The 13,830-nt window shown below is 42.4% G+C and carries 11 protein-coding genes; 10 read left to right on the forward strand and 1 reads right to left on the reverse strand.

The annotated features are described in order from the left end of the window. Positions 1-80: 80 nt before the first annotated feature. The 5 genes from tig (at position 81) to yihA (ending at position 8,071) form a co-directional block, all read left to right on the forward strand. The gene (gene tig / locus ACQKNS_RS12710; RefSeq protein ID WP_427643329.1) at positions 81-1,373 is read left to right on the forward strand and encodes a trigger factor; all 1,293 of its coding nucleotides are present in this window, start codon (positions 81-83) and stop codon (positions 1,371-1,373) included. 429 nt (positions 1,374-1,802) lie between these two features. After that, a complete protein-coding gene (clpX, locus tag ACQKNS_RS12715; RefSeq protein WP_057276653.1) occupies positions 1,803-3,071 on the forward strand; it encodes an ATP-dependent protease ATP-binding subunit ClpX in 1,269 nt (422 codons plus the stop codon). 183 nt (positions 3,072-3,254) lie between these two features. Further along, positions 3,255-4,925 carry an ATP-dependent protease LonB gene (gene lonB, locus ACQKNS_RS12720; protein ID WP_427643331.1) on the forward strand — a complete coding sequence of 557 codons (1,671 nt, stop codon included), beginning with the start codon at positions 3,255-3,257 and terminating at the stop codon, positions 4,923-4,925. A 246-nt stretch (positions 4,926-5,171) separates the two neighbouring features. Continuing rightward, a complete protein-coding gene (gene lon, locus ACQKNS_RS12725) occupies positions 5,172-7,493 on the forward strand; it encodes an endopeptidase La (protein ID WP_427643332.1) in 2,322 nt (773 codons plus the stop codon). Continuing rightward, positions 7,490-8,071 (forward strand): ribosome biogenesis GTP-binding protein YihA/YsxC, encoded by a 582-nt coding sequence (yihA, locus tag ACQKNS_RS12730; protein WP_260285331.1) that lies wholly within the window; start codon positions 7,490-7,492, stop codon positions 8,069-8,071. Before lon ends, yihA begins: the two co-directional genes overlap by 4 nt. Positions 8,072-8,142: 71 nt before the next feature. Here yihA and ACQKNS_RS12735 read toward each other — a convergent pair whose 3' ends face one another. Further along, a complete protein-coding gene (locus ACQKNS_RS12735; protein WP_427643333.1) occupies positions 8,143-8,625 on the reverse strand; it encodes a LiaF transmembrane domain-containing protein in 483 nt (160 codons plus the stop codon). A gap of 254 nt (positions 8,626-8,879) precedes the next feature. Between ACQKNS_RS12735 and hemA the strand changes: the two genes are divergently transcribed. From hemA to hemB, 5 genes are read left to right on the forward strand one after another with little or no spacing between them, the layout of a single operon-like run. Next, entirely contained in the window at positions 8,880-10,226 is a 1,347-nt protein-coding gene (hemA, locus tag ACQKNS_RS12740) for a glutamyl-tRNA reductase (protein WP_427643334.1), read from the forward strand. A gap of 10 nt (positions 10,227-10,236) precedes the next feature. Then, positions 10,237-11,067: a cytochrome C assembly family protein gene (locus ACQKNS_RS12745; protein ID WP_427643336.1), complete on the forward strand. Its 831-nt coding sequence runs from the start codon at positions 10,237-10,239 to the stop codon at positions 11,065-11,067. Positions 11,068-11,076: 9 nt separating this feature from the next. Continuing rightward, positions 11,077-12,009 (forward strand): hydroxymethylbilane synthase, encoded by a 933-nt coding sequence (gene hemC, locus ACQKNS_RS12750; protein ID WP_427643337.1) that lies wholly within the window; start codon positions 11,077-11,079, stop codon positions 12,007-12,009. Further along, the gene (locus ACQKNS_RS12755) at positions 12,009-12,806 is read left to right on the forward strand and encodes a uroporphyrinogen-III synthase (protein WP_427643339.1); all 798 of its coding nucleotides are present in this window, start codon (positions 12,009-12,011) and stop codon (positions 12,804-12,806) included. Before hemC ends, ACQKNS_RS12755 begins: the two co-directional genes overlap by 1 nt. Continuing rightward, a complete protein-coding gene (hemB, locus tag ACQKNS_RS12760; RefSeq protein WP_427643341.1) occupies positions 12,803-13,795 on the forward strand; it encodes a porphobilinogen synthase in 993 nt (330 codons plus the stop codon). Before ACQKNS_RS12755 ends, hemB begins: the two co-directional genes overlap by 4 nt. Positions 13,796-13,830: the final 35 nt, after the last annotated feature.

The following is a 13,830-nucleotide window of genomic DNA, read 5'->3' on the forward strand; positions in this document are numbered from 1 at the left end:
AAGGATGACTTGTTAACACTTGCAAAGCATATTCATCCAGTGCTTATTATTGAAGTATATAGATTTTTGGAGGGAAACACATGTCTGTAAAATGGGAAAAACAAGAAGGTAATCAAGGCGTACTAACAATCGAAGTTGACGCTGCAAAAGTAAACGAAGGTTTAGACGCAGCTTTCAAAAAAGTAGTGAAACAAGTAAACGTACCTGGCTTCCGTAAAGGTAAAATGCCACGTCAAATGTTCGAAAAAAAATTCGGCGTAGAATCACTTTACCAAGATGCGCTTGATATCATTCTTCCAGATGCATATGCAAATGCTGTCGAAGAAGCTGGAATTCAGCCTGTTGATCGTCCAGAAATCGACATCGAGAAAATGGAAAAAGGCGAAAACCTGATCTTCACTGCAACTGTTACAGTTAAGCCTGAAGTTAAATTGGGAGATTACAAAGGTGTTGAAGTTGAAAAATTCAATACTGAAGTAACTGACGAAGATGTTGAAAACGAATTGAAAACTTTGCAAGAGCGTCAAGCAGAGCTTGTCGTTAAAGAAGAAGGACAAGTTGCTGAAGGCGATACAGTTGTTCTTGACTTTGAAGGATTCGTTGATGGTGAAGCATTCGAAGGCGGAGCTTCAGAAAACCACTCATTGGAAATCGGTTCAAACTCTTTCATCCCAGGATTTGAAGAACAACTTGTAGGTCTTGAAACTGGCGCTGAAAAAGATATCGAAGTTACATTCCCTGAAGAATACCATGCTGCTGAACTTGCAGGTAAACCAGCAGTATTCAAAGTGAAAATTCACGAAATCAAAACAAAGCAACTTCCTGAGTTGGATGATGAGTTCGCGAAAGATGTCGACGACGAAGTGGAAACTTTGGCTGAACTTAAAGAAAAAACAAAACATAAATTAGAGCATGACAAAAAACATGAAGAAGAAAACTTCATTCAAAACACTGTAATTGGTAAAGCTGTTGAAGGTGCAGAAATTGACGTTCCTGAAGCTATGATTTCAAATGAAGTTGACCGCATGATGAATGAGTTCTCTCAACGCATTCAATCTCAAGGTCTTAATTTAGAACTTTACTACCAATTCTCAGGTCAAGACGAGGAAGCTTTAAAAGCGCAAATGAAACAAGAAGCTGAAGGACAAGTTCGTACGAGCCTAACTCTTGAAGCGATCGCTGAAGTTGAAAAACTTGAAGCTACTGACGAAGATGTAGAAGCTGAACTTGCACAAATGGCTACTATGTACAATATGGAAGTTGACGCGATCAAACAAGCTCTTGGAAACTTAGAAGGTATCAAAGGCGATCTTAAAATTAAGAAAGCGATTGACTTCTTGGTAGAAAACAGCAAAACAGTTGACGCAAAATAATTTTTATAAAATAAGTAGATTAAAATATTTCCTTTAAAAAACAAGGCGCGAGTAATCGTGCCTTGTTTTATACATATTGAGAATTAGTGTAAATTTCAAATATCGGTTATTTCCTGATTGATTTTTTTTGGATTTCGGTGTAGATTAGTTCTAATACCGCATATACATATTTATACAGCAAATCCTGCTTTTAAAGATCCAAAGTTTTGGGCATACTGGTAAAGGGCAAATACATATTGATTGATTATTGTACTTATTTAACAACTCGGACCGTGAGCATTTTTGTTACTAAACTTCCAAGAACATGATAAAATGCAAAACATACTAGGGATTTTGGAATGTTTAAGTAGATGTGTGCCTATTTTTTTCATTACGATTGGGTACCGCTATGTAATAGAGTTGGAAGAGTATTTAAAGGGGTGAACGTACATGTTTAAATTTAATGATGAAAAAGGACAGTTAAAATGTTCTTTTTGCGGTAAAACACAAGAACAAGTCCGTAAACTGGTTGCTGGTCCAGGTGTCTATATTTGTGACGAGTGTATAGAACTTTGTACGGAGATCGTTGAAGAAGAGCTGGGCACTGATGAAGAAGTAGAATTCAGAGATGTCCCTAAGCCAATGGAAATCCGTGAAATTCTTGACGAATATGTGATTGGACAAGAACAGGCAAAGAAATCTTTGGCTGTCGCTGTTTACAACCATTATAAACGTATCAATTCCAATAGCAAAGTCGACGATGTTGAGCTTTCAAAAAGTAACATCGCCCTAATCGGACCGACGGGAAGCGGGAAAACCCTTCTTGCGCAAACATTGGCACGATTACTGAATGTTCCTTTTGCCATTGCGGATGCCACTTCATTGACGGAAGCTGGATATGTTGGGGAAGATGTCGAAAACATCCTACTAAAATTGATCCAAGCAGCAGATTATGATGTGGAAAAAGCGGAAAAAGGCATCATTTATATTGATGAAATCGATAAAGTTGCCCGTAAATCGGAAAATCCTTCCATTACACGTGACGTGTCTGGTGAAGGTGTGCAACAAGCTTTATTGAAGATACTTGAAGGAACGGTTGCAAGCGTTCCGCCTCAAGGTGGACGTAAACATCCACATCAGGAATTCATCCAAATCGATACGACCAATATTTTGTTCATCTGCGGCGGTGCCTTTGATGGCATCGAACCGATCATCAAACGCCGTCTTGGTCAAAAGGTCATTGGCTTTGGCTCTGACGTGAAAAAAGATGATGTTGCAGAAAAAGAATTGCTTTCCAAAGTCCTTCCTGAAGACTTGCTTCGTTTCGGATTAATTCCGGAATTCATCGGACGTCTTCCGGTAATTGCGACTCTTGAGCAATTGGATGAAGCTGCTTTGATTGAAATCCTTACACAGCCGAAAAATGCACTTGTTAAACAATATCAAAAATTGCTTGAGCTTGACGATGTTGAATTGGAATTCGAACAGGAAGCGCTAAGTGAAATTGCTAAAAAGGCAATTGAACGTAAAACTGGTGCTCGTGGTCTGCGTTCCATCATCGAAGGCATCATTCTTGAAGTGATGTTCGATCTGCCTTCACGTGATGATGTTGCAAAATGTGTAATCACAGGCAGCACGATTTCGAAAAATGAATCTCCAAAGCTCGTCCTAAAAGACGGAACAACCATCAAAGGACAAGAAAAGAAAACATCTGCTTGATAATAGTGAAAAGCAAGACTGCCGGTTCATCCTGGCAGTCTTTTTTCTTTGTCTTTTTCTCAAAATGTTGTTATTTAGGATAAAAACGCCAAAATTTTCATCGCGAAATTCTTGGATAATTTCTCCCTTCCAAAGGAGATACTAACAGAAATGAAAAACTAGGAGAGTGCAGGAGGGAATACGATGAATTGGACAGGATTGGCGTTGTTTATCCAGCTATTTTTTGGGATCATTATTGGATTGTATTTTTTGAACTTATTGAAAGGCCAGCGGACACAAAAAGTTTCCATTGACCGTGATTCACGAAAAGAGATGGACCAATTACGGAAGATGAGATCGATTTCGTTAACAGAACCATTGGCGGAAAAGGTTAGACCAAGCACATTTAATGAAATCATCGGTCAAGAAGATGGGATTAAGTCTTTAAAAGCTGCTTTATGTGGGCCGAATCCCCAGCATGTGATAATTTACGGTCCTCCAGGGGTAGGGAAAACGGCAGCTGCCAGACTTGTTTTGGAAGAGGCAAAGAAAAATGGCAAGTCCCCCTTTAAGAATTCGGCTGTTTTCGTTGAATTGGACGCCACCACAGCCAGGTTCGATGAACGAGGGATTGCCGATCCGCTCATTGGTTCTGTGCACGATCCAATCTACCAAGGAGCCGGGGCAATGGGACAGGCCGGCATTCCGCAGCCAAAGCAAGGTGCAGTCAGCAATGCTCATGGTGGCGTACTGTTCATAGATGAAATAGGGGAGCTTCATCCAATACAGATGAATAAACTTTTAAAAGTATTGGAGGATCGTAAGGTCTTTCTGGAAAGTGCTTATTATCAAGAGGAAAATCAAAATATTCCCACACACATCCATGATATTTTTAAAAATGGACTACCGGCTGACTTTCGGCTGATTGGGGCAACCACAAGAACGCCAAATGAAATCGCGCCTGCGATACGATCAAGATGCATAGAAGTGTTTTTCCGTGAACTTGACCGGGAGGAAATAATCAACGTGGCCAAGAATGCATCTGATAAAGTGGGGATCTCCATCAGTGAAAAAGGCTTGCAGTCGATTTCGGATTATGCCCGAAATGGCAGGGAAGCTGTCAACATGATTCAGACTCTTGCAGGCATATCAATTAATGAAAACAGGACGTTTATCAGGGAAGAAGATATAGATTGGATGGCCCATAGCAGCCAGCTTACCCAAAGAATGGACAGGAAAATAGAAGCGAATTCCAAAATAGGCCTTGTCAACGGTCTTGCAGTATATGGTCCCAACAGCGGAGCATTACTGGAAATCGAGGTAACGGTCATGGCTGCCTCTAATGAAAAAGGTTCGATAAATATTACCGGCATCGTTGAAGAAGAAAGTATCGGCGGCGGGAGCGGCAAATCGGTTCGCCGCAAAAGCATGGCAAAAGGTTCGATAGAAAATGTCATTACGGTTTTACGGTCGATGGGAGTGCCTGCCGATCAATTCGATATCCATGTGAACTTTCCAGGCGGAAGTCCAGTAGATGGGCCTTCAGCAGGAATTGCAATGGCGACAGGCATATACTCGGCCATATATAAAATCCCGGTTGATCACACCGTGGCGATGACTGGAGAAATAAGCATTCATGGCGGCGTTAAACCGATCGGCGGCGTCATTCCGAAAATCAAGGCGGCTAAACTTGCCGGGGCAAAGAAAGTGATCATCCCAGCCGAAAACATGCAGCCGCTTCTATCCGAAATCAAGGATATAGAAATCATTCCCGTTTCGAATGTAAAAGAAGTGCTGGATCAGGCACTGAAAAAAGAATTGATGTCGGAACAAATCCTTACAACCATGGACCTATCAAAAAAAGAAAGTGTATAAAGGAAATGCCCCGGCTAAAAAATAGAACCGGGGCATTTTAAGGACCATATTGGCCAACTTTACGTAAAAATAAACACGCATTCAGACGTGCTTTTTTATCTAATATTGGAGATAATAATGACAGTCGAAACGTGTTAAGGTAAACGAATAGACACTTCTATATAAATAGGATAGAATTGTTAAAAGGTTGAGAACATGGGTAAATAGTTTACAACGACGATACTAATTAGATGGAGGTGTCAGGAAATGACTGATAAAGAAATCATCGTCCCCCTCCTGCCGCTTAGAGGACTGCTTGTATATCCAACGATGGTACTTCATTTAGATGTAGGCCGAGATAAATCAGTGCAAGCCCTTGAGAAAGCAATGGTGGAAGACCATCTTATATTTTTGACGACACAACAAGATGTTTCGTTGGACGAACCAGGTGAAGAAGATTTATTTAATATGGGAACTTTAACAAAGGTAAAGCAGATGTTGAAGCTTCCGAATGGTACAATCCGGGTCTTGGTGGAAGGGTTGAACCGCGCAGAAGTCATTGAATTTTACGATTATGAGACACATTATGGTGCCAAGATTAAAATATATGAAGACAGTGATGAAAAGGATGCTGAACATCAAGCATTAATGCGCACACTACTGGATTATTTTGAACAATACATAAAAATGTCCAAAAAAATAACCGGTGAAACGTTTTCGTCCACTTCTGATATTGAAGAGCCTGGGCGATTGGCGGATATAATCGCTTCACATTTGCCTCTGAAATTGAAGGAGAAGCAAGAAGTGCTTGAGACCATTGATATGAAAGAGCGTTTAAGCCGTGTAATCGAGATCATCAATAACGAGAAAGAAGTTCTTTTTCTCGAGAAGAAGATCGGCCAGCGTGTTAAGCGTTCGATGGAACGGACCCAAAAGGAGTATTATTTACGAGAACAAATGAAAGCGATCCAAAAGGAACTGGGCGATAAAGAAGGAAAAACAGGGGAAATTGAAGTCCTCAACGAAAAGATTGAAGAAGCGGATATGCCCGAGCACATCAAAGAAACGGCATTAAAGGAATTGGACCGTTATGAAAAAGTTCCTTCGAGTTCAGCCGAGAGTTCCGTCATCCGTAATTATATCGAATGGTTGATTTCGCTTCCTTGGACCAAAGCGACCGAAGATGATTTGAATATTCATAAAGCCGAAAAAATCCTGAACCGGGACCACCATGGTTTGGAAAAGGTGAAGGAGAGGGTGCTTGAGTATTTGGCCGTCCAGCAATTGACCAATTCATTGAAGGGACCGATCCTTTGTTTGGCGGGACCGCCAGGGGTCGGGAAAACGAGCCTGGCTAAATCGATCGCTTCATCCCTGAATAGGAATTTCGTCCGTATATCTTTAGGTGGAGTGCGCGATGAATCAGAAATCCGCGGACATCGCCGCACATATGTAGGGGCGATGCCGGGACGGATCATTCAAGGCATGAAAAAAGCCGGAACGATCAATCCTGTCTTTTTACTGGACGAAGTGGATAAGATGTCAAATGACTTTAGGGGAGATCCATCTGCAGCGATGCTGGAAGTGCTCGATCCGGAGCAAAATCATAATTTCAGTGATCATTATATCGAAGAAACCTACGATCTTTCCAAAGTCATGTTCGTCGCGACGGCGAATAATTTGGGATCGATTCCCGGTCCTCTTCGTGATCGTATGGAAATCATTTCGATTGCAGGTTATACTGAGATAGAGAAACTTCATATAGCCAAGGATCACCTGCTGCCTAGACAGCTGGAAAACCATGGTTTATTGAAGACACAACTGCAAATCCGTGAGGAAGCTTTAACAAAAATCATCCGTTACTATACTCGGGAAGCCGGCGTTCGGAGTCTGGAGCGACAGCTTGCAAGCATCTGTCGGAAGACTGCAAAAATCATCGTGTCCGGAGATAAAAAGCGGGTCGTCATTTCTGAAAAGAATGTCGAGGAGTTTTTAGGGAAGACCATGTTCCATTATGGACAGGCGGAAGTCGAGAACCAAGTCGGTGTGGCCAACGGGTTAGCGTATACGTCTGTAGGCGGCGATACGCTGCAAATCGAGGTTTCCTTATCACCAGGTAAAGGCAAGCTGATCCTGACAGGAAAGCTTGGAGATGTAATGAAAGAGTCAGCCCAGGCTGCTTTCAGTTATGTCCGTTCAAAAACCGAGAAACTTCAGATTGATGCGAACTTCCATGAAAAATATGATATTCATATTCATGTCCCCGAAGGTGCGGTCCCAAAAGATGGCCCTTCTGCAGGCATCACGATTGCAACAGCGTTAATATCGGCCCTTACAAATAGGCCGATCAGAAAAGAGGTAGGCATGACAGGCGAAATTACATTACGCGGACGGGTTCTTCCGATCGGCGGGCTTAAGGAAAAATCTTTAGCTGCCCATCGCGCAGGACTTACGAAAATCATCATCCCGCAAAATAACGAAAAGGATATTGATGATATCCCGGAAAGTGTCCGTAAAGCATTAACATTTGTTCCAGTTTCACACGTCGATGAAGTCCTTGAGCATGCATTGGTAGGTGTGAACGAATGAAAGTGACGAGTTCAGATATTGTCATCAGTGCTGTGAAGCCTGAACAATATCCAAATACCCCAATACCGGAATTTGCCTTGGCAGGACGTTCCAACGTTGGGAAATCCAGTTTCATCAACAAAATGATCAATCGAAAAAACTTGGCGCGAACATCCTCTAAACCGGGTAAGACGCAGACCTTGAATTTTTATATCATAAATGAAGCACTCCATTTTGTGGATGTACCGGGTTATGGTTATGCAAAAGTATCCAAGACGGAGCGTGATGCTTGGGGAAAGATGATCGAAACGTACTTCACTTCCCGTGACCAGCTCCGCGCTGCGCTTCTGATCGTCGATTTGCGTCATCCGCCGACAAAGGATGATATCGCAATGTATGAATTCCTGAAGCATTATGACCTGCCCCGGATCGTTATTGCCACCAAAGCGGATAAAATTCCAAAAGGCAAATGGCAGAAGCACTTGAAAGTCACCCGCCAAACGTTAAATATGGAAAAAGAAGATGAATTGCTTCTATTCTCTGGTGAAACAGGCGAAGGTAAGGAACAAGCATGGGGCGTCCTTAAGAAATATATGTAAAAGAAAAGGGTATTCCGCATCTGGAATACCCTTTTTCATTTGGAATTCGTGAAAATTGCCAACAAAAAATTTCACTTTTTTCGAACCAAAAAATAAATGCCGATTGCCATCAGGGCAAATGGCCAAAACCTTTCGATGTTTGCAGTGGTTGTATCAACAAACCCGAAAGACGTTTTGATTTTATCATAGAATAATAAAGCGATCGAGATGATGAAGATTACCATGCCGTGAAACATTCCAGAATTTGTTTTGCGTGCCCGGAGAATAAATCCCAGCGAGATGATTAAAATAAAAATACCTATATTATCCGGCCAAATATCCAGGTTCTCTACGATGTGGAAGTGAGCCCCGAACCCCAGTAAGATTACGCCTGGCAGGATGGACTCATATTCATTACCGCTATAAGCCTGAATCAGGAAGGCGGCACCAACTATACATAATAAAGTGGGCCAGCTGAAAAAGCCTGGAAAGATTTCGATCTGGGAATGTTCAAGAAAAAAATAGAGCCCGAAACCGATTAAAACGATTCCTGGGAAAATACGCTGCGTTTTCATTTTATCCTCCTATGCAGTTCGATTACTTGAAGTTTTTTGCCATTTTTGATATGGTACTTTTGTACACAATGTCGAAATATGTATGTAACTTACAAAACCCGCTTAGACACCTTTTGTAGCAACTCAGGCGTTTTGGCTGTCTTTTCCATGGTAGCATACGTTTTCATAAACTGTTCATATTATTTGCGTGAAACCATTTTAGTACATGGTATAATAAATTTACATGAAAAATTTTGGGGGTGCAAAACAAAAGGATGCATATTCTAGCGGTTGGTATAAATTACAAAACTGCCCCTGTAGAAATTCGGGAAAAACTATCGTTTAACGAAGCCGAACTTGCCGAGGCAATGAAAGCTCTTAAAAATAAAAAAAGCATCTTGGAAAACATTATTATTTCAACATGCAACAGGACGGAAATATATGCGGTCGGTGACCAGCTTCATACAAGCAGGTATTATATAAAGGAATTTCTTTCGGAATGGTTTAATATCGATAAAGAGGAATTTTCTAAATATCTGTTCATTTATGAAGGCGATGGGGCAGTCGAGCATTTATTTTCAGTTACCTGCGGCTTGAATTCCATGATACTGGGAGAAACTCAGATTTTGGGACAAGTACGTTCAAGCTATCTGTTAGGGCAGAAGGAAGATACGATCGGCACCGTTTTTAACCATCTCTTCAAGCAAGCCCTTACATTAGCTAAAAAAGCTCATTCGGAAACCGAAATCAATACAAATGCCGTTTCCGTCAGCTATGCGGCAGTCGAGCTTGCGAAGAAAATCTTTGGAGGCCTGAGCGGCAAGAATGTCTTGATTCTTGGGGCCGGTAAGATGGGCGAGCTGGCCATTCAAAATCTTCATAGCAATGGCGCGGACAGCATTACAGTCATTAATCGTACCTTCCAGAAAGCGGTCGACCTGGCCGAGAGATTCAATGGTACGGCGAAACAGCTCCAAGAGCTGCAATGCGCTTTAGTGGATGCCGATATCCTGATTACTTCAACTGGATCAAAAGATCTTCTAGTAACAAGAGAAATGATGTCATTCATCAATAAGCTTCGTAAAGGCCGTCCTATTTTCATGGTCGATATCGCAGTGCCGCGTGACCTCGATCCAACATTGGGTGAGCTGGAAAATGTCTTCTTGTATGACATTGACGATCTTGAAGGGATCGTGCAAGCCAATATCGAGGAACGTAAAATAGCTGCCGAGAAAATAGAATTGATGATCGAATCAGAAATTGTGGACTTCAACCAATGGATTAATTTGCTTGGTGTGGTTCCCGTCATTTCTTCTTTACGGGAAAAATCCCTTTCGATACAGAAGGAAACGATGGAAAGCATCGAAAGAAAGCTTCCGCATTTAAGCGAACGTGACAAAAAAGTTCTGAATAAGCATACGAAAAGCATCATTAACCAAATGCTGAAAGATCCGATTCTTTATGCAAAAGAGCTGGCAGATGAGCCGAATGCAAAAGAGCAATTGAATAATTTCGTGAAAATCTTCCATTTAGAGGAATTGATTGAAGACCAGCTGGTCGCGGATGGAAAAGAACGGAACAGCACCAAGCCATCCCTATTGAATCCAGTTCCTGTCCAGTAATGAGGTAGATATGGAATTACTAATGACAAGATTGCATGAAGCCACTGTTTTGTTGTATGCCGTCAGTATGCTTTTATATTTTATCGATTTCCTTAATAATAACCAGAAGGCGAATAGGGTCGCCTTCTGGTTGCTTTCTATTGTTTGGGTACTGCAAACAATTTTTTTGTTTCTTTATGTTTTGAAAACGGGAAGGTTCCCGGTATTGACGATTTTTGAAGGCTTATATTTTTATGCATGGGTCCTCATATCGCTATCTTTAATCATTAACCGATTGCTAAGAGTCGATTTTACGGTCTTTTTTACGAATGTACTAGGTTTCATGGTCATGGCCATCCATACCTTCGCACCTGTTCAGATAGAATCTCAAGTGCTTGCACAGCGCCTGATTTCGGAGCTATTGCTCATACATATCACTTTTGCCATCCTATCATATGGGGCATTCACGCTTTCTTTCGTTTTTTCACTTTTATACTTAATTCAATATGATTTACTGAAAAGGAAGAAATGGGGGAAACGCCTTCTTCGACTCGGCGATTTAACAAAGCTCGAGCAAATGTCTTATGTCCTCGCGGTAATAGGTGTTCCATTATTAGTGGTCTCCCTTATACTGGGGATTCAATGGGCTTATATAAAAGTGCCTGGTGTATCCTGGCTGGACATGAAGATCATCGGCTCTTTCATTTTGCTTATCGCTTACAGCGTGTTTTTATACTTGAAAATTCGGAAACAAATGTATGGAAGGACGCTAGCCTTTCTGAATATTGGATCTTTCATGATTGTGTTAATTAACTTTTTCCTTTTCGGAAGCCTTTCAACATTCCACTTTTGGAATACATAGGAGGAAACTATGAGAAAAATAATTGTCGGTTCTAGACGTAGTAAATTAGCGATTACCCAAACGAATTGGGTTATCGCTCAACTTAAAGAGCTTGGGGTTCCTTACGAGTTCGAGGTGAAGGAAATTGTCACAAAAGGTGACCAAATCCTTGATGTAACACTTTCCAAGGTAGGCGGAAAGGGCTTATTCGTTAAAGAAATCGAACAAGCGATGCTTGATAAAGAAATTGATATGGCCGTACATAGTATGAAAGATATGCCTGCCGTGCTGCCGCAAGGCTTGACGATTGGCTGCATACCGCCGAGGGAGGACCATCGGGATGCGTTGATTTCAAAGAATCATGAAACCCTTTCCGAACTGAAGCCCGGTTCCATCATTGGTACAAGCAGCTTGCGCCGCGGCGCACAAATTTTGGCTAGAAGGCCGGACCTTGAAATTAAATGGATACGCGGTAATATCGATACCCGTCTGAATAAGCTGAAAACGGAAGATTATGATGCCATCATTTTAGCAGCGGCCGGACTATCCAGAATGGGATGGGAGCAGGACATCGTTACGGAATTTTTAGATGAGGATATTTGCATTCCGGCAGTTGGGCAAGGAGCACTTTCCATTGAATGCCGCGAAGACGACAAAGATCTGTTGGCGGAACTTGCGAAATTGACCTGTGAAAAAACGAAAAGAACGGTTGAAGCGGAACGTGCCTTTTTGGATAAAATGGAAGGCGGATGCCAGGTGCCGATTGCCGGATTTGCGGTGGCAAAAGATGATGGTTCCGTTTCATTGACGGCTTTGGTCGCTGCACCGGATGGAAAGGTGATTTATAAAGAAATGGTTGAGGGTGCCGATCCCGAGGCGGTTGGGCATGCTGCTGCCAAACAGATTAGCGAAATGGGCGGTAAAGAATTGATCGATCGCGTAAAAGAAGAGCTTGATCAGTAATGAATCCCGTTCAACCCCTTAAGGATTATCAGGTATTAATCACCAGAGGGAAAGGACAGGCAGATGGTTTAAAAGAGTCGATCGAGAAAAAGGGCGGAACGCCGCTCCTTGTACCATTGCTTGAGTTCACTCTTCCTGATCATATGGATGATGTAAGACAGCGGTTGGAAGATTTGCTTTCATATGACTGGATCATCCTGACCAGTCAAAATGGGGTGGATTTCTTCTTTAAGCTTCTTGGAAACAAGCCTTTAAAGCTTCCGAAAATAGCCGTGATCGGCTCCAAAACAGAAGCGGCCCTGAAACGACATGGATATGAGGCGGATTTCGTTCCGGCTCAGTTTGTTGCCGAAGGGTTCGTGGCGGAGTTCAATACACGGCTTGTTCCGGGGGCTCGCGTGCTGCTGGCAAAAGGAAATCTCGCAAGGGCAGTCATTGCGGAGGCGATCAATGATGCTGGTGCATCCTGTGATGAAGTGATTATTTATCATACAGTGCTTCCCCGAAGCAGTGAAAAAAAACTGGTGCATCTTATAAAGAACCATGAAGTCGACATCATAACCTTTACGAGTTCATCGACGGTCAATCATTTTTTACAAATCATGAAACGCCATGAATTGGATACATACATAGACCGGATCATCATCGCCTGCATCGGGCCGATTGCCGCTAAAACGGCTGAAAAACATGGGCTGTCCGTCGATGTCTGTCCAGATGTTTATACGACGGATGCCATGGTTGCGGCGTTAATACGCTTCATCTCGATTAGAAATAAAAAGGGAGGAACTTTAAAATGAATAACATTCCATTCAATCGCCATCGCCGCTTGCGTGCAAGTGCTGGCATGAGGGCGTTAGTCCGTGAAACACAACTGCATAAAGAGGATTTGATCTATCCGATCTTCGTCATCGACGGGGAAAATGTGAAAAATGAAATCAACTCCATGCCAGGCATCTATCAGCTATCCATGGATAATTTGGGGGCCGAAATGGATGAAGTCGTGAGTCTGGGAATTAAATCAGTCATTTTATTCGGTGTCCCTTTTGATCATGATAAGGACGAACAGGGCACAGGGGCTTTTCATCACAACGGACTTGTGCAAGAGGCAACCCGCTTTATTAAAAAGCAATATCCTGAAGTTATTGTCATTGCGGATACCTGCCTTTGCGAGTATACAAGCCATGGCCATTGCGGAGTCGTTGAAGGGGAAAACATCCTCAATGACGCTTCTCTCGACCTTCTTGCGAAAACGGCAATCAGCCAGGCTGAGGCCGGAGCCGATATCATTGCGCCTTCCAATATGATGGACGGTTTCGTTGCGGCCATCCGTACAGGTCTGGATGAAGCGGGTTATGAAGATATTCCGATCATGTCCTATGCGGTGAAATATGCTTCGGCTTTTTACGGCCCATTCCGGGATGCTGCGAATGGTGCGCCACAATTCGGCGACAGGAAAACTTACCAAATGGATCCCGCCAATCGCCTTGAAGCCTTCCGTGAGGCTGAATCCGATGTTGCTGAAGGTGCGGATTTCCTAATCGTGAAGCCAGCCCTTTCCTACATGGACATCATCAGGGACGTTAAGAATAACTTTAATCTTCCGGTTGTTTCCTATAATGTCAGCGGTGAATATTCAATGGTTAAGGCTGCTGCCCAAAATGGCTGGATTGATGAAAAAGCGATAGTGATGGAAATGCTGACAGGTTTGAAACGTGCAGGTTCCGACTTGATCATTACGTATTTTTCAAAAGAGGTTGCACGCTGGATAAACGAAGATAATCAATGATATAAAAAATATAACCTGTAATGGAAAAAGGGGAT

Origin of the sequence: Peribacillus sp. NPDC094092 (assembly GCF_050279365.1) — a bacterium.
In the GTDB taxonomy this organism is placed as follows: domain Bacteria; phylum Bacillota; class Bacilli; order Bacillales; family DSM-1321; genus Peribacillus.

What these genes read in the sequence shown, in the direction of transcription:
- tig (WP_427643329.1), top strand. Translation starts at nt 81, where the DNA reads ATGTCTGTAAAATGGGAAAAACAAGAAGGTAATCAAGGCGTACTAACA.
- clpX (WP_057276653.1), top strand. Translation starts at nt 1,803, where the DNA reads ATGTTTAAATTTAATGATGAAAAAGGACAGTTAAAATGTTCTTTTTGC.
- lonB (WP_427643331.1), top strand. Translation starts at nt 3,255, where the DNA reads ATGAATTGGACAGGATTGGCGTTGTTTATCCAGCTATTTTTTGGGATC.
- lon (WP_427643332.1), top strand. Translation starts at nt 5,172, where the DNA reads ATGACTGATAAAGAAATCATCGTCCCCCTCCTGCCGCTTAGAGGACTG.
- yihA (WP_260285331.1), top strand. Translation starts at nt 7,490, where the DNA reads ATGAAAGTGACGAGTTCAGATATTGTCATCAGTGCTGTGAAGCCTGAA.
- ACQKNS_RS12735 (WP_427643333.1), bottom strand. Translation starts at nt 8,625, where the DNA reads ATGAAAACGCAGCGTATTTTCCCAGGAATCGTTTTAATCGGTTTCGGG.
- hemA (WP_427643334.1), top strand. Translation starts at nt 8,880, where the DNA reads ATGCATATTCTAGCGGTTGGTATAAATTACAAAACTGCCCCTGTAGAA.
- ACQKNS_RS12745 (WP_427643336.1), top strand. Translation starts at nt 10,237, where the DNA reads ATGGAATTACTAATGACAAGATTGCATGAAGCCACTGTTTTGTTGTAT.
- hemC (WP_427643337.1), top strand. Translation starts at nt 11,077, where the DNA reads ATGAGAAAAATAATTGTCGGTTCTAGACGTAGTAAATTAGCGATTACC.
- ACQKNS_RS12755 (WP_427643339.1), top strand. Translation starts at nt 12,009, where the DNA reads ATGAATCCCGTTCAACCCCTTAAGGATTATCAGGTATTAATCACCAGA.
- hemB (WP_427643341.1), top strand. Translation starts at nt 12,803, where the DNA reads ATGAATAACATTCCATTCAATCGCCATCGCCGCTTGCGTGCAAGTGCT.